Source organism: Sphingobacterium pedocola, from assembly GCF_015209965.1.
GTDB classification, from domain to species: Bacteria; Bacteroidota; Bacteroidia; order Sphingobacteriales; family Sphingobacteriaceae; genus Sphingobacterium; species Sphingobacterium pedocola.
Genome location: NZ_MU158689.1, coordinates 1,014,174 through 1,035,322 on the forward strand (window position 1 = coordinate 1,014,174; position 21,149 = coordinate 1,035,322).

Consider the following 21,149-nt stretch of genomic DNA (forward strand, 5'->3'; position numbering starts at 1 on the left):
AAAACCTAATATTTGTATATACATGAAAAATTTTAACCGTAGAGATTTTATAAAATCTTCGTCCATAATAGCCGGATCGGCTGCAGTTACCTTGACATCAGCTTCATCTGTGTTTGCAGCCGGAAATGACGTAATTAAAGTAGCGTTGATCGGCTGTGGTGGTCGAGGCACAGGAGCTGCTGCGGATGCGCTCGAATCAGGACAAAACGTTCGAATAGTTGCAATGGCAGACGCCTTTCAGGATAATCTCGATTCTTCATTAAAAAATCTAAAACAGAAATATACCGACAAAATCGATGTTCCTGCGAGTAGACAATACGTGGGGTTTGAAGGGTACAAATCTGCTGTAAAGGATGCCGATGTTGTTATTTTAGCAACTCCTCCCGGATTCAGACCAATCCACTTCGAAGAGGCTGTAAAAGCTGGAAAACATGTTTTTATGGAGAAACCAGTGGCGGTTGATATTCCTGGTATACGTAAGGTGTTGGCCACAGCAGCAGAAGCAAAAAGACAAAAGTTGAACGTCGTCGTAGGATTACAGCGTCGCTATCAAAAGAATTATAAAGAAGGTATTCAACGTATTCAAGATGGTGCAATAGGTGATATCATATCTGGACAAGTGTATTGGAATAGCGGTGGCGTGTGGGTAAGACCGCGCAAGCCAGCTCAAACTGAAATGGAATATCAGATGAGAAATTGGTATTATTTCAATTGGTTATGTGGAGATCATATCGTAGAACAGCACGTCCATAATATTGATATTGCCAATTGGGTAAAAGGTAAGTATCCGATTTCCATTGAGGGTACAGGTTCTAGGGCACACAGGGATGGAAAAGAATATGGTGAAATCTACGATAATTTTGCCGTAGAATTGACCTATGATGACGGTTCAGTTGTATACAGTCAATGTCGTCATTTTGAAGGTATTCATAATCGTGTAGACGAAACTTTTCAGGGAACCAAGGGACGAGTATATTTATCCGCAGGTAATCAAGCGGTATTATGGGATGCGAAAGGCAATGAAATATATCGCCACCAAGGTAGAGGAGATGCAAATCCCTATCGCCAAGAGCATGTTGAACTGTTTGATGCTATTGCAAAAGGAGAATTCAAATTTGACAATGCTGAATATGGAGCATATAGCACATTGACCGGTATTATCGGGCGTTTAGCCTGTTATTCCGGTAAGGTAATTAAATGGGATCAGGCGATACAATCGGAAATTGATCTCATGCCAGCTATATACACATGGGACAGCCTTCCAAAGATATTGCCAGACGAAAATGGTATTTACCCAGTGGCTGTACCCGGCATTAATACGCAATTATACATTTAGCGTTGAGAATTACGATTGTTATAGTTCAAATAGTATTAGGATGTTTTGTATTTGCTCAACATCCTAACGCATTTAAGGAGCAGGTAATTCAGGGACGTGCTCAGGGAACTACGTATCTGATACGTAATTTTTCAGATAAGGTTATATTAAAAAAAGATATAGATAGTTTATTGGATATTATAGATTTATCGATGTCTATCTACAATCCATCTTCATTAATTTCTATTTTTAACCAACCCGCTACTAAAAAGGTAAAAATGGATCGTCATATGGCAAAAGTGATCCATAAAAGCGTGGAGATACATCAACAAACGAATGGGTATTTTGATATTACCGTATTACCGCTCGTTAGTTTATGGGGATTTGGTCCAGACGGTTATAAAAAGAATCCAACAGACGATGCCGTTTCGAACATTCTTCCTCGTGTAGGAATGCGAAATCTCACAATTAAATCAAAAAAGATCATAAAAAATAACCCTGATGTGTCAATAGATTTAAATGGCATAGCGCAGGGATATAGCGTAGACGTCTTAGCGCGATATCTAGAAGATAATGATGTGCAGAATTACCTCGTCGAGCTTGGTGGAGAAATTAAAGTAAAAGGAGTTAAAGACTCAGGACAATGGCAAATTGCGATTCAAAGACCCTATTCTAGTAATGGCGTACGCTCAGATTCATTAACTTATATCTTAAATTTAAAAAATAAAGCAGTGACAACGTCTGGAACTTATGAAAAAAAGAGAATGGTTGGCAATACGTATGTTTCTCATCATATAAATCCGGTAACGGGATACCCAGTTGAAAATGCGACAATTAGTGCAACCGTAATTGCAAATACGGCTATGGAGGCAGATGCTCTTGATAATTACTTTATATACCTCAAACCTCAACAAGCAGTAGAATTCGCTGATAAATTAAAAGGGGTCGAAGTATATTTAATCTATGTCGAGAACAATTCTTTTAAAGAAGCCTTTTCTAAAGGCTTTAAAAATTATATTTACAACTAGATAACGATATACTCATATTATTAGATGAGCAGTGAATGAACGAAAGCATTAAAAGAATCGCCCGTCAGATAGGTTGGTGAATGACCTAAATAGTCAAGCCTCAAAATATGCAATTGTGCCTTTGAAAATACACTTTAACGAACAATTATATACATATGAAAAGATCAGATTTTGTTAAAAATGCAGGTTTACTTGTCGGAAGCTCTGTATTTCTTAATTCATCTCTAAACGCAGCTACGCAAGATAACAATAACATGAAAAATCAAACGTTTAAATTAGACTATGCCCCACATCAAGGAATGTTTAGCACTTCAGCGGGTAAGGGTTTCCTCGACGAAATACAATATATGTATGATCTGGGTTTCCGCAGCATTGAAGATAATGGCATGCCTGGACGTTCCGTTGAAGAGCAAAAAAAGGCAGGGGAATTACTTGTGAGGCTGGGGATGAGAATGGGGGTATTCGTCGTACCAAAAGGTGGTAATGGAGCAAATACATTGGCAGCAGGCAAGAAAGAGCATGTGGATATTTTTTTGAAAGGATGTCATGATTCTGTCGAAATTGCAAAGCGTGTTAATGCCAAATGGGTGACGGTAGTACCGGGTGATTATGAACGTCGTCTTCCTATCGGTGTACAAACGGCAAACGTAATTGAAGGTTTAAAAAGAGGGGCTGAAATATTTGAGCCACATGGAATTACGATGGTTTTAGAGCCTTTAAGTGACACCCCAGATCTTTTTCTAAGGTTTACCGATCAGACCTATGAAATTTGTAAGGCAGTAGGTAGTCCATCGTGTAAAATTCTATATGATGCGTATCACCAACAAAAAAACGAGGGAAATTTGATTAATTTGATGAACCAGTGTTGGAGCGAGATTGCGTATGTCCAAGTGGGGGATAATCCGGGAAGAAAAGAACCGACAACCGGAGAAATAAATTATAAAAATATATTTAAATGGTTGTATGAAAAAGGTTACAAAGGCATAGTCGGTATGGAACACGGTATGTCAAAATCGGGAAAGGAAGGAGAAATAGCGTTGGTAAATGCTTACCGTGAAGTGGATAATTTCTAATGCTAAATTATATTAGCAAAAAAATAATTTTTAATAATTTACAATAACTATTATATTTATAAAAATAAACCTATCAATTTATCACGATGTCAACATCAATAAAATTTAAATTATCCTTCATGATGTTTCTCGAATTCTTTATTTGGGGAGCATGGTTCGTCACGTTGGGAAGATTTCTTCCCGTGAACCTGAATGCAAATGATTTCGAAATCGCGAATGTATTTTCCACGCAGTCATGGGGTGCAATCATTGCACCGTTTATAATCGGTATGATTGCTGACCGGTTTTTTAATGCAGAGCGAATTTTAGCTGTGTTACATCTAATGGGAGCTGTGTTAATGTATTTGATGTACCAAGCAACGGATATTTCAGCATTTTTCCCCTACGTGTTAGCTTACATGATCCTCTTCATGCCGACATTGGCCCTTGTTAATTCCGTTTCATTCAGACAAATGAAAAATCCGGAAAAGGAATTCTCTAAAATTCGCATCTGGGGTACAATAGGCTGGATAATTGCCGGGTTGAGCATTTCTTTTTTATTTGCATGGGATTCTAACGAAGGAGTTGCAAACGGTTTGTTGAAAAATACTTTTTTAATGGCCTCTTTAGGATCGTTAGTATTGGGGCTATTTAGTTTTACATTACCCAAGACGCCTCCTACTAAAATAGACTCGTCCGAAAAGCCTTCGTTCGCCTCCATTATTGGATTAGATGCTATTAAACTGTTGAAAGATCGAAATTTCTTGGTCTTTTTTGTATCGTCGATATTAATCTGTATTCCATTAGCTTTTTACTATCAAAATGCCAATAACTTTTTAGGAGAAGTTGGAATGGAAAACGTGACGGGATTTATGACGATAGGTCAAATTTCTGAAGCGTTATGTTTATTATTATTACCAGTCTTTTTTACCCGATTTGGCTTTAAAAATACTATTCTAATCGGCATGTTGGCGTGGTCCATTCGCTATTTATTATTTGCTTACGGTGATGCAGGATCAGCGACTTATATGCTACTGATAGGTATAGCACTTCATGGGATATGCTATGATTTCTTTTTTGTATCTGGTCAAATTTATACGGATTCAAAAGCGGGGGTCAAATACAAGAGCGCTGCGCAGGGGTTGATCACATTAGCTACTTATGGGGTAGGTCAATTAATCGGTTTCTGGGTAGCGGGATATGTGGGTACATTATATGGAAATATTAAAGCAACAGATATCGGTATGTTCTGGCAGAACGTATGGCTGGTTCCTGCAGCTATTGCATTTGTGGTATTTATCCTATTCTTAATATTCTTTAAGGATGAAAAAGTAGAGAACAAAACTGAAAATATTTAAAAACAAACTAGTAGAAGAAATATGGCAGACAATGTTTATGATGCAATAGTAATTGGATCAGGTATCAGTGGAGGATGGGCTGCGAAAGAGCTTACGGAGAAAGGATTAAAAACCATTATGTTGGAACGTGGTCGGAATGTTGAACATGTTAAGGACTACCATGCGAATAAAGATACATGGGAATATCCACATCGCGGCGGTCGTACAAAACAGATGGAAGCAGATTATCCCGTTTTGAAACGCGATTACCCATTGAATGAGAAAAATTTAGATTTTTGGGTCAACGAAAAAGAAAGCCCTTATACTGAAACCAAACGTTTTGATTGGTATAGAGGATACCACGTAGGAGGAAGGTCTTTAATGTGGGGGCGTCAAAGTTATCGCTTTTCAGACCTGGATTTTGAAGCTAATTTAAAAGACGGACATGGCACAGATTGGCCTATTCGATATGCCGATATCGCTCCTTGGTACAGTTACGCTGAAAAATGGGCTGGAATCTCGGGTAATCGCGATGGCTTAGCAGTATTGCCAGACGGCGATTTTATGCCCCCGATGGATATGAATATTGTGGAGAAAGATCTTGCTTCACGATTAAAGAAAGAATACGGAGGCCAGCGTCATTTTATTATGGGGCGGACTGCGAATATCACCAAACCACATACAGGGCGCATCAATTGTCAATATCAAAACCAGTGTTGGCTAGGTTGTAATTTCGGTGCATACTTTAGTACGCAGTCGTCGACATTACCGCCGGCTGTAGCGACAGGAAATCTTACCTTAAGACCATTTTCTATTGTTACCGAAATCATTTACGATAAGGATACACAGAAAGCAAAGGGCGTAAGAATCATCGATGCAGAGACCAATCAAACTTATGAGTTTTTTGCTAAAGTGATATTCGTTTGTGCTTCCGCATTTAATTCAACTTGGGTGTTGATGAATTCTGCAACGGATGTATGGGAAAATGGATTGGGTAGTAGTAGTGGAGAGCTTGGACACAACGCGATGGATCATCATTTTCGGGTTGGTGCAGGTGGGCGAGTAGAGGGGTACGAGGACAAATATATTTTTGGCCGTAGGCCGACCGGATTATATGTTCCTCGGTTTGTCAATGTAGATGGAGATAATAAACAGCGTGACTATGTACGTGGGTTTGGATACCAGGGAGCGGCTAGCCGCGGACGTTGGTCTGGTGAGGTAGCTGAGATGAGCGTGGGTGGAGACTGGAAAGATGCGATGCTCGAACCAGGGGATTGGTCTGTCGGTTTCACTGCCTTCGGAGAAATTCTGCCTTATCACGAAAATCGCATTTACTTGGACAAAAAGACCAAAGACAAGTGGGGGTTACCTGTATTGGCGATGGATATGGAGATAAAAGACAATGAGAAGAAGATGCGTAAGGATATGTCCGAAGAGATGAAAGATATGTTAGATAAGGTGGGCGTGAAAGACGTCTACACCTATGATAATGAATATCATTTCGGTATGGGTATACATGAAATGGGCACGGCACGTATGGGTACAGATGCTAAGAATTCCGTGCTTAATAAGCATAATCAAGTATGGGATGCGAAAAATGTATTCGTTACAGACGGTGCGAGTATGACATCCGGAGCTTGTGTGAACCCATCTTTGACCTATATGGCTTTGACAGCTAGGGCTGTAGACTTCGCTGTTGCTGAATTAAAAAAGGGAAATTTATAACTTAAGCGAGTAAACCTATAAAACATGGATATAACAAACAAAAGTAGAAGAGATTTTATAAAAACAGCAGCTATAGCGGCAGCTGGTATTACAATAGTACCGAGGCACGTGCTAGGAGGTACTGGCTATAGAGCACCTAGTGACATGCTGCAGATTGCATCAATCGGTGTTGGCGGAATGGGACAATCCGACGTAAATAATTTTTTTAAGAGCGGAAAAGCAAACATCGCGTATTTATGTGATGTAGATACCGCAAGAGCAAAGAATTCGGTAGAGAAGTTTCCTAAAGCAAAGTTTTATACCGACTTCAGGGAAATGTTAGATAAGGAACACGCACATATTGACGCAGTATCGATTTCGACACCGGATCATAACCATGCTATACAAACGCTAGCTGCCATGCAGCTAAACAAACATGTGTACGTACAAAAGCCGATGGCACATGATGTATGGGAAGCAAGAGCGTTGACAGATGCTGCCAAGAAATATAAAGTAGTAACACAAATGGGGAATCAAGGGGCCTCAGGAGACGGTGTCCGCCAGATGCGCGAATGGATTGATGCTGGTCTTATTGGAGACCTGGAAGAAATCTATTGCTGGACAGATAGACCTGTTTGGCCGCAAGGTATATCTTGGCCTGCGCAAAAGGCCAAAGTTCCAAGTTCATTGGATTGGGACAAATGGCTAGGAACAGCTCCACAGACTGATTATTTTGATAAACTGGTTCCTTTCAACTGGCGAGGTTGGTGGCCTTATGGTACAGGAGCGCTAGGTGATATGGGTTGTCATAATATGGAAGCTCCATTCAGTATTTATGGATTGCAATATGTTAAAGATGTACAAGCGAGTGTAGGATCTGTATACGTCGATGAGTTTAAACGCGGATATTTTCCAGAGTCGTGCCCGCCATCTAGTTATGCGACATTAACTTTCCCTAAAACAGCGAAAACTAAAGGTGATGTGAAAGTGCATTGGATGGATGGAGGTATTCAACCACCGAGACCAGAGGAACTAGGACCAAACGAAATGTTCGGCGATGGCGGAAATGGTATTTTATTTATTGGCAAGAAGGGTAAAATTTTAGCGGATACGTACGCTGCGAATCCGCGATTGTTGCCAACGGATAAAAAACATAAAGAAGTAAAACAAAAATACGCTCGCGTAGAAGGAGGTGCTTCAGGGCATTGGGCGCAGTGGGTAGAAGGTTGTCTTGCCGGCTACGGCAATATGGAGATGTCTTCGCCTTTCGAAATTGCCGGACCTTTGACCGAAGCATTGTTAATGGCTAACTTAGCTATTAGAGGATCCGATTTGAGGGTTGATAACAAATATCCAGGACGTGGATTGAAATTATTGTGGGACAATGATAATATGCGCGTTACTAATTTTGACGATGTAAATCAATTCGTCAAAAGAACGTATCGTCCGGGATGGGAGGTTAATTATACTTTTTAATAATTAAAGAGATGAATAGAAGACAAGCAATACAACGCGTTGCGATGATCATAGGTGGATCTGTAATCGGCGCAAATCTATTTTTAGAAGGCTGTACCAGATCTGCTTCCAAAGATGTAGAGACGTTATTCGAACAATCCAATGTAGATTTATTAAATGAGTTGGCAGATGCTATTTTACCGCGTACGTCGACTCCGGGAGCGAAAGATGCAAATGTAGGCGCGTTCATTCCTGTAATGATAAGAGACTGTTATACATCAGTTGATCAGAAAGCTTTTGTGGAAGGATTATCTACCGTAGATGAAGTCGCACAAAAAGAATTTAATAAAAAATTCGCTGAGTTGACGCCGGAGGAACGCTTACAGTTTGTAAATAGATTAGATAAACAAGCAAAGGACTTCCAAAAAGAGAAGAAAGAGAAAGAAAAGGCAAGGGAGCAAGACAGGGCCAATCAAAATGAGAGTTCCACAAATAGGCAAAATCAAAATGCTAATAAAGTTAATGATTTAGACGAATTCCCTAATCACTTCTTTACTATGCTGAAGCAACTAACGCTTACAGGTTTTTTTACTTCTGAAGTTGGAATGACCCAAGCATTACGATATGTAAAGATTCCCGGCAAATTTGATGGTGCTTACCCCTATAAAAAAGGCGATAGAGCATTTGCATAATAACATCTTCATGATTAGTGGTAACACCAACATTCATGAAGATTCTTGATGACCATTGAAAGCGATCCCGCTGAGGCGAGACAGCTCTTTGATTCCCTTGGAAAATGAATGATCATCAATAAACAAACTTTCAAAGAAAGTGACCAGCATCTCGATGTCGGAGATGCTGGTTATCTTGTAGAATCTCTCGCAATTAAGATAGGGTCTAAAATTATTTTTTCCGGACTATTAACACTTGTTTTTTTGCTGATTAATCTTAAAAATAAAGAAGCGCATTCCTGACCCATTTTTACCGCTTGTTGATCAATGGTAGAAAGACTAGGTGTTATATACTCCGAAAAAGTTTGATTAGCAAACCCAATTACACCTATTTTTGGAGGAACAATTCCTTTTATTGATAGACCTTTTATAATACCTAGGGCGGTAAAATCATCACCACCAATAATGGCATCTGGTTTTTCCTTTAATTTGAGTAGCTTTTCGGTTGCTTTAATTCCGCCTTGGATGGAGAGTTCGTCTAAAATAACGAAGTTTTCATTTATTGGCATATTTGCTTCCTGTAATGCGTTAATATAGCCTTTAAATCGATCATCAAAAATTTTAATTTTATGTCGAGTAGATACATAAGCTATCTTTTTATACCCTGAATCAATGAGGTGCTTGGTGGCAATGTATCCAGCCTGTATATCATTAATAGCGACCGAGGGGACGTTGAGTTCACTGTGTACACGGTCAAATATGATCAAAGGCTTTCCTTCTGATTCTACCTTCCGTATATGATCAATATTATCTGTCTCTAAAGACAGAGAGATAATTATACCGTCCACTTGTGCCTCCAATAAGGTCTGAATTCCATTTTTTTCCGATTCAATAGATTCATTCGTTTGATATAACAGAATACTGTAACCGGCTTTTTTTAGCGCCTGTTCTAAGCTGTGTATCACAGAAGAAAAGAATTGAATTTTTGCACTGGGAATAATTATACCTATAATATTAGTTTTTCCTGAACTTAATGAGGTGGCAATTTTGTTGGGGCGATAGTTTAGTTTTTTTGCCATTTCCCAAACAGCATTTCTAGTTTCTTCACTTATGGATGATATATTATTTAATGCTCTTGAAACGGTAGAAACCGTAATATTGAGCGCTTTAGCTATATCGTAGATGGTGGTTCTCTTTTCCAAAGATTTTATATTTAAAATTTAGTTGTAAATATAAATAAAAATAAATACTTTTATGCAATCGGTTGCATTGTTATATTGTTTGTCATGTTATTATTAGGTATAGATTTAGGAACGTCGTCCATAAAAGTATCAGTTATCGATGCTTATCGACAAAAATTAATAGTTTCGGTTAATTATCCAGAAACAGAAACGGAAATAATAGCTCCAGAAGTGGGCTGGGCAGAGCAGAATCCCAATTTATGGTGGGAGCATACCGTGCGTTGCATCCAAAAAGCACATGCTTCTAACCTATATAATCCCAAAGAGATTAAGGCAATTGGTATAGCTTACCAAATGCATGGCCTCGTACTCGTAGATAAATTGCAACAGGTATTGCGTAATGCAATCATTTGGTGCGATAGCCGAGCGGTTGCTATTGGAGACGAAGCGTTTAACGACTTGGGACATGAAGAGTGTTTGACGACTTTGTTAAATTCCCCTGGAAACTTTACGGCTTCCAAGTTGGCTTGGGTGAAAGCAAATGAGCCTGATATTTATGAAAATATTGATAAGATCTTGTTGCCGGGTGATTTTCTTACCATGAAGTTAACCGGAGAAGTCAATACAACTAGCAGCGCACTTTCAGAAGGTGTTTTTTGGGATTTTTCGACAAATACACTCTCTAGCAAGCTCATGTCTTATTTTAATTTTTCTGATTCGTTCATTCCCTCGATTAATCCCGTATTCAGTAACCATGGTAGATTACATGTTAGCGTGGCAGCCCAGTTGGGATTGGCTACAGATGTTACAGTTACTTACAAAGCAGGAGATCAGCCAAATAATGCGCTATCACTCAATGTTTTGAAGCCTGGCGAGGTGGCTGCAACAGCTGGTACGTCAGGAGTCATCTATGGGGTAAGTAATCAACTTGTATATGATAAGGAGTCGCGTATTAACACGTTTGCTCACGTCAATCACGATAAGGAGCGTATCAGTACAGGGGTATTACTTTGTATCAATGGAACCGGAATACAAAACAGCTGGATGAAAAAAATGGTGGGTGAAAATTTAACGTATAATGATCTTAACAGCATAGCAGCTGGTGCGTCTGTTGGAAGTAACGGACTTCGGATGCTTCCCTTTGGGAATGGAGCCGAGCGTATGCTGAACAATAAACTGATCAACGCACATATGCATCAAATCGATTTCAATCGTCATGGTAGAGCGGAGGTGCTCCGTGCTACACAGGAGGGAATTGCATTTTCATTCCGTTACGGGTTAGATATCATGCGTGAGAATGGATTGAACCCCTCGATCATAAGAGCTGGTAACGCCAATTTGTTTTTGAGTCCAATATTTACGTCGTCCTTCGTTGGAGTGACAAATACGCCTGTAGAACTGTACAACAACGATGGCAGTGTTGGTGCAGCGTTAGGGGCCGGCATCGGTGCTGATATCTATCATACAGCAGGAGAAGCATTTTCTGAAATGCAGATGATTCGTGAAATAGAACCCCAACAAGTAGATGTCTACGAGGAACTATATCAAGACTGGAAAACATTGTTAATTAAACAACTTAACTAAATAATAATTTATAAACAACGAATATGAACATTTTAAAAACAGAAAAAGAGTATTTCGAAGGTATTGGTCAAATCCAATTTGAAGGAAATGGGAGTGATAATCCATTAGCGTTTCGTTGGTATAATCCGAGTCAGGTAGTCCGGGGGAAAACCATGGCAGATCATTTTAAATTTGCATGTGCCTATTGGCATTCTTTCAACGCCAATGGCAGTGATCCTTTTGGCGGCCCGACCCACGTTTTCTCTTGGGACAAGAAAACAGATGCTGTAGAAAGAGCAAAGGACAAAATGGATGCAGCATTTGAATTTATCACGAAGCTACAGATTCCTTATTACTGTTTTCACGATGTGGATTTAGTAGACTATACAAATGACATCGTAGAAAATGAAAGACGATTAGAAGCAATTACGGAATATGCGAAGGTTAAACAAGCAGAAAGTGGCGTTAAATTACTCTGGGGAACCGCAAATTTGTTTAGTCACAGCAGATATATGAATGGAGCTTCTACAAATCCCGATTTTCACGTCGTAGCACATGGTGCTGCACAGGTAAAAGCTGCATTGGACGCGACAATCGCGTTAGGTGGCGAAAACTATGTGTTCTGGGGCGGACGTGAGGGATACATGTCATTGCTAAATACGAATATGAAACGTGAGCAAGAACACCTAGCGAAATTCTTGCATTTATCTAAAGATTATGCACGTAAAAATGGTTTCAAGGGAACATTCTTTATTGAACCTAAGCCATGTGAACCGTCTAAGCATCAATACGATTATGACGCTGCGACCGTGATTGGTTTTTTACGTCAATATGATCTTTTAGGCGATTTTAAATTGAATTTAGAGGTAAATCATGCGACATTAGCGGGCCATACGTTTCAACATGAATTGCAAGTGGCTGCCGATGCGGGATTATTAGGCTCTATTGATGCTAATCGAGGAGACTACCAAAATGGGTGGGATACGGATCAGTTTCCTAATGATATAAATGAATTGACAGAAAGTTTGTTGATTATTTTGGAGTCCGGTGGTCTTCAGGGGGGAGGTGTAAATTTTGATGCTAAAATACGACGAAATTCTACCGATCCAAAAGACTTATTCTATGCACACGTAGGAGGGATGGATATTTTCGCAAGAGCATTGTTAACTGCAGATCGTATCTTAGAAAAATCCGAATATTTAAAAGTTCGTGAGGAAAGATACGCTTCATTTGATAGTGGTCAAGGTTTGGATTTTGAGAACGGTTTATTGTCTTTGGAAGACTTGCGCAACTATGCAGCCGCTAATGGCGAGCCTAAATCGATTAGTGGTCGTCAAGAATATTTAGAAAATTTGATTAATAGGTTTATATAAGTCCGAACATTTTCTTACATTTAGGCCCTAAACTAATATCGAATAAACCGATGAATAATTATTTAAGTACGCAAGATTACATTGTGTTCCTGATTTATTTCGTGATCGTTGCTTCCTATGGGATTTGGGTTTACTATAAGAAAAACGTAAAGACGGAAGGATCGGAATCAAAAGATTACTTCTTAGCCGAGGGCTCATTAACGTGGTGGGCAATTGGAGCCTCTTTAATCGCTTCCAATATTTCTGCCGAACAATTTATTGGCATGAGCGGTTCTGGATTCAAGATGGGGCTGGCCATTGCCACGTATGAATGGATGGCTGCAATTACACTAATTGTAGTTGCTATTTTCTTTATTCCAGTATACCTGAAGAATAAGATTTTTACGATGCCGCAGTTCCTTAATCAGCGTTATAATGGTACTGTTGCCATGATTATGGCTGTGTTTTGGTTGATGTTATATGTCGTGGTGAATTTGACATCCATTCTGTATTTGGGCGCTCTGGCGGTAAGCAGTATTTCAGGGATTAGCCTTACATTCTGTATGTATGCTATTGCCATTTTTGCCATCATTATTACTTTGGGTGGCATGAAGGTAATTGGTTACACCGATGTCATTCAAGTTTTCTTTCTAATTTTAGGAGGCTTGGCTACGACTTACATAGCATTAAATTTGGTCTCTGACCATTTTGGAGGTGGGGGCGGAATTCTTCAGGGATATCAGATCATGACAGAGAAAGCATCGGAACATTTTCATATGATACTAGAACCTGATAATGAAAATTATCTCGATTTACCAGGTCTAACTGTATTAGTCGGTGGTATGTGGATTGTAAATCTTAATTATTGGGGATGTAATCAGTATATCACGCAAAGAGCATTGGGAGCCGACCTTAAAACGGCTCGTAATGGAATTCTATTCGCTGCGTTTTTAAAGCTACTCATGCCTGTTATTGTTGTGCTCCCTGGTATTGCTGCATATGTGTTGTGGAAAGATGGCTTATTTCAACAAGAAATGCTTCAAGCAGGAGAAACTAATCCAGATCGCGCTTATCCTGTTTTATTAAATCTATTGCCTACAGGTCTGAAAGGACTTTCTTTTGCGGCTCTTACCGCAGCGGTCGTAGCATCACTAGCTGGTAAAGCAAACAGTATAGCGACAATATTTTCTTTGGACGTCTATAAAAAGGTGTTCAATAGAGATGCATCGGAGAGACAGCTGGTGAACGTAGGTAAAATCACCATTATCGTGTCCATGATTTTAGCTGTAATTATTGCACCACACTTGGGAATCGATAAAAAAGGTGGATTTCAATATATTCAAGAATATACAGGATTTGTTTCTCCCGGTATTTTCGCCATGTTTATTTTAGGATTCTTCTGGAAGAAAACTACATCCAATGCGGCGTTGTTTGCTACTATTGGAGGATTCTTGTTTTCGATCTTCTTCAAGTTCCTGCCGGGGTATGTCGATCTTTCTTTTTTAAGCCCGATGAATTTTGCGGTTCTTAGTCCAGCCAGCGGTCTTTACGAAATCCCATTCTTAGATCGTATGGGCTTTGTATTTGTCATCTGTATTGTTGGAATGATCATAATTAGTAAAATCGAAAATGCAAGAGGAGTAGTTCCTAAAGGACTTGAGATTGATGTCAAAATGTTTAGAATGCATCCCGGTTTTATCGCTGGAGCACTGATCGTAACTTTTATTACGATCGCATTGTATACTATTTACTGGTAGCGTATCACTATAGAAAATATTTATGTATTTCCTATGAAGTTCTCATAGACGGAGGAGAGGCCGTTAAAAGTTTAATCCCAAATGTTAAGGCATTTGGGATTTTTTATTCGTTCATTATCGCCATTTATTCATCATCCTCTTTTTATGATATATGCTTACCTCTATTATATTATATAGGTACTGCTGAAGGATCCGTATGATTGATTGGAACAAAGGTCGGTAGCCACAATTTTCTGGGAATGCTATTAGTTGGTCTATATATATAAAAAAGAGGAGGCATGAAATAAAATTTCATGCCTCCTCTTTTTTATATATTTTACGCTTTAGTTTAAAGCATCTAATTTGTCTTGAATGGCCTTGCCTTTGACTTCATCTTGTGTGAAGTCATAAAGACCTTTAAGCCCTCTTAACGCACTTTCACTTTTTGGATCAACTTCAATTACCTTAGTAAAGTATCCTTCAGCCGGTTTAATCTTCTCTTTGAGTGCATTTACTTTTTCGTTGTATTGATTGTTGTTTAACGTTTTATCGTCGTTAGTGAGTTGTAATTCTTCACGAACGGAGTTCATTAATACAACACCTGCATTGAGATTTGCATCGGCATAATTTGGATCAATTTCAATCGCCTTTTTATATGCATCCAGCGCTTTTTGAGAATCATTAGCCGCCGAATATGCAATACCCAAATAGTAATACAAGCTTTTGTTTCCCGGATCTTTAGTTAATTGATTTTCGATTTCGGAAATAATCTTAGATTCGTTTCCCACAATGAGGTTTAATTCAATATTTTGAATTACAGCGTCATTGTCGTTTGGATAAGTTTGTGCTGCTTGAGCTGCATACTCTATCGCAGAAGTAGTATCTCCCAACGACAGGTATAACTTAGGTAGATCGACTACGACCAATTTATGTGATGAAAAATCCTTTCTATCTAATAATTGCTTATATTTTTCGATTCCATTCTTATAATCTTGATTTTGTATAGCTGCTAGGCCCGAATAATAAGTCAATGTCGTATCTCCAGGTAAATAAGTCAATGCGTCATTAAAAGACGTGTAAGCAGACTTGAAATCTTGTTTTTCCCAAGCTCCCACGCCCTCATTAAATTTGTACTGACCTACAACTTGAGCAGCGACTTCAATGTTGGCAGCATTTTTATTCTCTTTATCCAGTTCTTTTGCTTTTGCAATACCTTCTATTGCTTTTGTAGCGGCTTCACTACTTTTTTCTAGAGAAGCAATATTAGCATATATCAAAGAATAATAGGTCCAAGTATCCGCCAAATCTTTCGTTTTATCATGTACACTAGCCTCATCGATGGCTTCTTTCGCTGTCGTCAGATTTGCCTTACCTAATTCGGCACTTCCCGCACCTTTTAATTCTTCAAATTTTTGAATATTAGTAGCCGCCTTCTTTAAGTTGCTATTTTGTGCATAAACCGTAGATGCTCCTGTTGCGATCAATACGGAAAGAACTATTGCTTTTTTTAAATAATTCATGTCTATTGTAATATTAATTATTCGAAAGTTGATTTAATAACATGTTAACTCTGTCTAGCTGTACCACATCATCCGCAGCTTCATAAAATAAAGCCAGCCCTTTGAGCGTATTAACAGCATAGGGTTTGATTTCGTTTGCCTTTAACAAATAACTTTGCGCATCATATTGAGCCTCAAGATTATTTTTATCTTTCAAAAATGCATTTAAGTGAATCAGACCTAATGCTAAATTAGCATCATAATTACCTTCATTTAGGAGGATTACTTTTGCGTAATACTTCTTTGCAGCTTCAATATTTTGTTCATTTTCATTCGCAAATCCAGCGAGATAATTCAATTGGATATTTTCTGGCTCAAACTTTAATGCCTCATCGATAATAGGAACAATTGCGGCATATGATTTGTTTTGTGCGTATACCTCCACCAATTGAAAAAGAACATCTTTATTGTCAAGAAATTTTGTTCTAGCGGTTTGAAGCGTATTTAAATACAGTTGATTTTCGCTTTTTTTATGATACAGGTTTGCTAATTCTAGGTATTTACCTGCATCTGCGTCTGTATTGTCTATTAGTTTTTTGTAATAAAAGATTGCGTCATCTATTTTATCCGTTTGACTAGCTAATAGTGCCAAGTTATAAGTAACGTCTTCCCCTTTAGATCCCAGTTTCTCTACTTGTAAAAAGTCAGAATATGCATCCTCAAAATTTTCGCTTTCAATAGATTTATTCGCTTTATAAATATACGCTGCTGCAAGATTCTGTTTTATATAATCCAATTCTCCCTGAAAATTGCTTAAGTCTCTAGGCTTTATCCTTGATAAAGCATGGGTTGTAATCTCTATTGGATCCTTGTCGTTTTTAATTTTACGCGTGGAGTCAGCGTAAGCCATCGAGCTGTAGATCATACCGCGCAGCAGATTCACTCTTGTGTTGGAAGAGTCTCGCCTAGTCTTATACGCTGCATCAATAAATTTCTTAGCACTTTCAAGGTGCGTTAATTCTCCAGTTTGCGAATATTTAGCAAAACTGTTGGAGCTTTCCTTATAATTGGATTGAGCTACAACAGTTCCGCTAATAGTCAAAAATAATAGTGAAGCTATACCTGCTTTCATAATCTTATTATTCTTCAGTTTCATCATTGTTTTGATCGTTAGATTCGGTGTTTTCTGAATCCTGATCTCCTAGATCATTTAGCGTATCTTCCTCTTCCTCTTCCTCTTCGCGAGCTACTTTGGTGATCGAAGCGATTGCATCGCTGTCTTTCAATGTAATCAATCTCACACCCTGCGTTGCTCTACCCATCACTCTTAGCGTCTCTACACCTATACGGATCACGATACCAGACTTGTTGATGATCATTAAATCATCCTGATCGGTAACACCTTTGATTGCGACCAGTTCACCCGTCTTATCGGTGACATTAATGGTTTTAACACCTTTACCGCCCCGGTTTGTAACACGATAGTCGTCTATATCAGTACGCTTTCCATATCCTTTTTCAGATACAACCAACACCGTTGCCTCAGAATTATTAACACTAATCATGCCAACCACTTCATCTTTTTCTGATCCCAATGTAATACCACGAACCCCTGTCGCTGTTCTACCCATCGGTCTTACCGTAGATTCATTAAATCTGATCGCACGACCGGAGCGTAAAGCCATCACGATTTCACTCGTACCATTTGTCAAAGATGCTTCGATTAATTGATCTCCCTCATTGATATTGATCGCATTAATACCATTTGCTCTTGGGCGGGAGTATGCCTGTAAGGAAGTTTTTTTAATGGTTCCTTTTTTTGTACACATGATGATGAAATTGTTTTCCAAGTATTCTTGGTCTTTCAAATTCTTCACCAGTATGTAGGCTTTAATTTTTTCTTCCTTCGGAATGTTAATGATGTTCTGAAGAGCTCTACCTCGTGATGTCCGGCTTCCTTCCGGAATTTCGAATGCACGTAACCAAAAACAACGCCCTGATTCGGTAAATAATAACATGTAGTTATGCGCAGTAGCAGTAATGATATGCTCTGTAAAGTCTTCGTCCCGTGTATTCGTTCCAATTGCTCCTTTACCACCACGACCTTGACGTTTGTATTCCGACAATGGCGTACGTTTTACGTAACTATTATTTGATATAGTAATGACAACTTCCTCATCATCGACGAAATCTTCCATTGTCATATCTTCGGCGGAGTGTACAATTACTGAACGACGTTCATCACCGTATTTCTCTTTGATTTCAGCTAATTCATCTTTGATAATCTGCATACGCAAACTTTCGTCGGCCAATACAGATCTCAAGTATTCGATAGTCTTCATCAATTCAGCATATTCTTCTTTAATCTTATCGCGTTCCAGTCCTGTAAGACGTCGTAACGTCATGTCCAAGATAGCGCGTGCTTGTAGATCGCTTAATCCAAAACGTTCCATCAATCCTACACGAGCATCTTCTGGTGTGTCTGAGCTGCGTATTAACTTAATGACCTCGTCTAGATGATCGAGTGCGATTAAATATCCTTCAAGTATGTGTGCGCGTTTTTCTGCTTCAGCTAATTCATATTTCGTACGACGGATCACGACTTCATGTCTATGCTCAACGAATTCATGAATCATATCTTTCAGATTCATTAACATTGGTCTTCCTTTTACAAGAGCAATGTTGTTTACGGAGAACGAAGTCTGTAATGAAGTGTGTTTATATAAATTATTTAAGACGACATTTGCATTTGAATCACGTTTTATCTCGTAGACGATACGCACATCCCGTGTGGATTCGTCACGTATTTCTGAGATACCTTCAAGTTTCTTCTCATTGATCAAATCCACTGTTCGCTTGATCATATCAGCTTTGTTGATCTGGTACGGAATCTCGGTGACAACAATGACTTCGCGACCTGATTTTGTTGTCTCGATTTCAGCTTTTGCACGCATTACAATACGTCCTCTACCTGTTTCAAGTGCGTCCCTTACACCATGATGGCCATAAATCAAACCACCCGTTGGAAAGTCAGGGCCTTTTACGAATTGCATTAACTCAGCAACCTCGATGTCACGATTCTCTATATAGGCGATCGTTCCTTCGATAACCTCTGTTAAATTATGTGGGGCCATATTTGTAGCCATACCCACAGCGATACCAGAAGCCCCGTTAACTAATAGCGTAGGAATACGTGTTGGTAATACGGTAGGTTCTTCTAAGGAGTCATCAAAGTTAAGCTGAAAGTCTACCGTATCTTTATTGATGTCGGCCAACATTTCTTCCGCGATCTTGCGAAGGCGAGCTTCAGTATAACGCATCGCTGCTGGGGGATCACCATCTAAAGATCCATAATTACCTTGACCGTCGACTAGCGGATAACGCATAGACCAGTTTTGTGCTAAACGTACCATAGCATCATAAACCGATGAATCACCGTGTGGGTGATACTTACCTAATACGTCACCTACGATACGAGCCGATTTTTTATAAGGTTTTCCAGATGTTACGCCCAAATCTAACATGCCGTATAAGACACGTCTGTGTACCGGTTTCAAGCCGTCTCTCGCATCTGGAAGAGCGCGAGAAACAATTACTGACATCGAATAGTCGATGTAAGCAGCTTTCATCTGATCTTCAATATTGATTCGAACAATCCTGTCGTGCGCAGGCATTAAATTGTTGTCATTTTCTGTTTCTTCAGCCATATTTACCTGGTTTCTGTAAAACTAAATAAAGCGCCCTAATTTAGGCACTTCGCATGCGAAGATACGATTTTTTTACATGAAATATTTAAATTGTGCCATTAATATTTCGGTTTAAAAAGAATTGAAATCGAGCAATTGTTTAGGAAAAATAATATAGCATTTAGTTTTAATTTTCGAAAAGATCCGATTTGTCATTATGTGTCAATGTTTTATAAAAAAGTGATAAAAATTGAATATTTGACAATAAAAATTTGAATTCATTTAAAATAATATAAAATAAAATGTAAATTTGCTACCAAAATTTCACCTTAAAACAATACTTAAAAATGAAACATAATTTCGGTGCAGGTCCATGTATTTTACCTAAAGAAGTTTTTCAAGAAGCTTCCCAAGCGGTATTGGATTTTAATAATACGGGATTGTCAATTTTAGAAATTTCTCATCGTTCCAAAGAGTTCGAGGAAGTCGTAATAGAAACAGAGCGTTTAGTGCGTGAATTATTAAATGTTCCACAAAATTATTCTGTATTATTTCTACAAGGTGGTGCCAGTCAGCAATTCGCGATGATTCCGATGAACCTATTGCCTGAAGGTGGCAAAGCAGCTTATTTTGACACAGGCGTTTGGGCGTCTAAAGCAGCGAAAGAAGCAAAAAATGTTGGTCAAGTTGAGATTGTCGCGTCTTCTAGTGATAAAAATTACAACTATATCCCTAAGGATTTTGAAATACCGGTAGATGCGGCATATTTCCATTATACGTCAAATAACACGATTTACGGAACGGAAGTTTTTGACAAGCCAGCTACATCCGTACCAACAGTTGTGGATATGTCTTCAGATATATTGAGTCGGGTGATAAATATTTCAGATTTTGATTTAATTTATGCTGGTGCGCAAAAAAATATGGGACCTGCGGGGGTCACGTTGGTTATTATCAAAGACGAAATCTTAGGTAAAAGCGGACGCAAACTTCCTGCTATTTTCGATTACGAGCCGCATATCAAAGCGGGATCTATGTACAATACGCCACCCGTATATTCGATTTATGTATCTATGTTGAATCTCCGCTGGTTAAAGGCTAAGGGCGGTATTTCCGTGATCGAGCAAGAGAATATTGTAAAAGCGCGTACGTTATACGATGAGATTGAGCGTAACCCTTTCTTTAAGGGTACTGCTGCTGTAGCCGATAGATCCCGTATGAATGTCACTTTTGTGATGGAAAATTCGGATTTAGAGGCTGAATTTTTAGCTTTGTCCAAAGAACGTAATCTAATTGGTATCAAAGGTCATCGTTCGGTAGGCGGTTTTAGAGCTTCTATTTATAATGCTTTAAGTATCACGTCGATTAATGCATTAGTAGATGCGATGCGGGAATTTGAAGAAAAGCACAAATAATTTTTGAATATTCCCTTTGCCTGTGTGTTAATTGGCTTGTGACTATTTGAAGTGAAATCGAGGTTACCAGCATAAGAAGTAATTTATATACATATGAAATGTTCATGTTTCCGAAATACAGATATGCATGAATATTCCATATGACCATTAAAAGT

At 38.8% G+C, this 21,149-nt stretch carries 15 protein-coding genes; 11 read left to right on the top strand and 4 right to left on the bottom strand.

The window, feature by feature from the left end; genetic code table 11:
• The first annotated feature begins 22 nt into the window (after positions 1 to 22).
• The 7 genes from C4F40_RS04270 (at position 23) to C4F40_RS04300 (ending at position 8,583) form a co-directional block, all read left to right on the top strand.
• Positions 23 to 1,336: a Gfo/Idh/MocA family protein gene (locus C4F40_RS04270; protein WP_196938120.1), complete on the top strand. Its 1,314-nt coding sequence runs from the start codon at positions 23 to 25 to the stop codon at positions 1,334 to 1,336.
• Between the two features lie 2 nt (positions 1,337 to 1,338).
• Positions 1,339 to 2,343 (top strand): FAD:protein FMN transferase, encoded by a 1,005-nt coding sequence (locus C4F40_RS04275; RefSeq protein ID WP_196938121.1) that lies wholly within the window; start codon positions 1,339 to 1,341, stop codon positions 2,341 to 2,343.
• 155 nt (positions 2,344 to 2,498) lie between these two features.
• Entirely contained in the window at positions 2,499 to 3,416 is a 918-nt protein-coding gene (locus tag C4F40_RS04280) for a hydroxypyruvate isomerase family protein (protein WP_196938122.1), read from the top strand.
• Between the two features lie 86 nt (positions 3,417 to 3,502).
• Positions 3,503 to 4,753: a nucleoside permease gene (locus C4F40_RS04285; RefSeq protein WP_196938123.1), complete on the top strand. Its 1,251-nt coding sequence runs from the start codon at positions 3,503 to 3,505 to the stop codon at positions 4,751 to 4,753.
• Between the two features lie 21 nt (positions 4,754 to 4,774).
• A complete protein-coding gene (locus C4F40_RS04290; protein WP_196938124.1) occupies positions 4,775 to 6,457 on the top strand; it encodes a GMC oxidoreductase in 1,683 nt (560 codons plus the stop codon).
• A 24-nt stretch (positions 6,458 to 6,481) separates the two neighbouring features.
• The gene (locus C4F40_RS04295) at positions 6,482 to 7,912 is read left to right on the top strand and encodes a Gfo/Idh/MocA family protein (protein ID WP_196938125.1); all 1,431 of its coding nucleotides are present in this window, start codon (positions 6,482 to 6,484) and stop codon (positions 7,910 to 7,912) included.
• Positions 7,913 to 7,923: 11 nt separating this feature from the next.
• Positions 7,924 to 8,583 carry a gluconate 2-dehydrogenase subunit 3 family protein gene (locus C4F40_RS04300; protein WP_196938126.1) on the top strand — a complete coding sequence of 220 codons (660 nt, stop codon included), beginning with the start codon at positions 7,924 to 7,926 and terminating at the stop codon, positions 8,581 to 8,583.
• 170 nt (positions 8,584 to 8,753) lie between these two features.
• On the opposite strand, the gene C4F40_RS04305 is transcribed toward C4F40_RS04300, so the two are convergent.
• Positions 8,754 to 9,764 carry a LacI family DNA-binding transcriptional regulator gene (locus tag C4F40_RS04305; RefSeq protein ID WP_196938127.1) on the bottom strand — a complete coding sequence of 337 codons (1,011 nt, stop codon included), beginning with the start codon at positions 9,762 to 9,764 and terminating at the stop codon, positions 8,754 to 8,756.
• A gap of 84 nt (positions 9,765 to 9,848) precedes the next feature.
• On the opposite strand from C4F40_RS04305, the gene C4F40_RS04310 reads away from it, so the two are divergent.
• From C4F40_RS04310 to C4F40_RS04320, 3 genes are read left to right on the top strand one after another with little or no spacing between them, the layout of a single operon-like run.
• Positions 9,849 to 11,327: a xylulokinase gene (locus C4F40_RS04310; protein WP_196938128.1), complete on the top strand. Its 1,479-nt coding sequence runs from the start codon at positions 9,849 to 9,851 to the stop codon at positions 11,325 to 11,327.
• Between the two features lie 23 nt (positions 11,328 to 11,350).
• Positions 11,351 to 12,679 carry a xylose isomerase gene (gene xylA, locus C4F40_RS04315; protein ID WP_196938129.1) on the top strand — a complete coding sequence of 443 codons (1,329 nt, stop codon included), beginning with the start codon at positions 11,351 to 11,353 and terminating at the stop codon, positions 12,677 to 12,679.
• A 50-nt stretch (positions 12,680 to 12,729) separates the two neighbouring features.
• The gene (locus C4F40_RS04320) at positions 12,730 to 14,415 is read left to right on the top strand and encodes a sodium/sugar symporter (RefSeq protein WP_196938130.1); all 1,686 of its coding nucleotides are present in this window, start codon (positions 12,730 to 12,732) and stop codon (positions 14,413 to 14,415) included.
• A gap of 323 nt (positions 14,416 to 14,738) precedes the next feature.
• Here C4F40_RS04320 and C4F40_RS04325 read toward each other — a convergent pair whose 3' ends face one another.
• Genes C4F40_RS04325 through gyrA form a run of 3 tightly spaced genes read right to left on the bottom strand, consistent with a single transcriptional unit; the run spans position 14,739 to position 19,600 of the window.
• Entirely contained in the window at positions 14,739 to 15,914 is a 1,176-nt protein-coding gene (locus C4F40_RS04325) for a tetratricopeptide repeat protein (RefSeq protein WP_196938131.1), read from the bottom strand.
• A gap of 13 nt (positions 15,915 to 15,927) precedes the next feature.
• Positions 15,928 to 17,052: a tetratricopeptide repeat protein gene (locus tag C4F40_RS04330; RefSeq protein WP_231389913.1), complete on the bottom strand. Its 1,125-nt coding sequence runs from the start codon at positions 17,050 to 17,052 to the stop codon at positions 15,928 to 15,930.
• Complete coding sequence (gene gyrA / locus C4F40_RS04335; RefSeq protein WP_196938132.1) at positions 17,033 to 19,600, bottom strand: DNA gyrase subunit A; 2,568 nt, start codon at positions 19,598 to 19,600, stop codon at positions 17,033 to 17,035. Before gyrA ends, C4F40_RS04330 begins: the two co-directional genes overlap by 20 nt.
• 326 nt (positions 19,601 to 19,926) lie before the next feature.
• On the opposite strand from gyrA, the gene serC reads away from it, so the two are divergent.
• Positions 19,927 to 20,994 (top strand): 3-phosphoserine/phosphohydroxythreonine transaminase, encoded by a 1,068-nt coding sequence (gene serC / locus C4F40_RS04340; RefSeq protein WP_196938133.1) that lies wholly within the window; start codon positions 19,927 to 19,929, stop codon positions 20,992 to 20,994.
• The last annotated feature ends 155 nt before the right edge of the window (positions 20,995 to 21,149 follow it).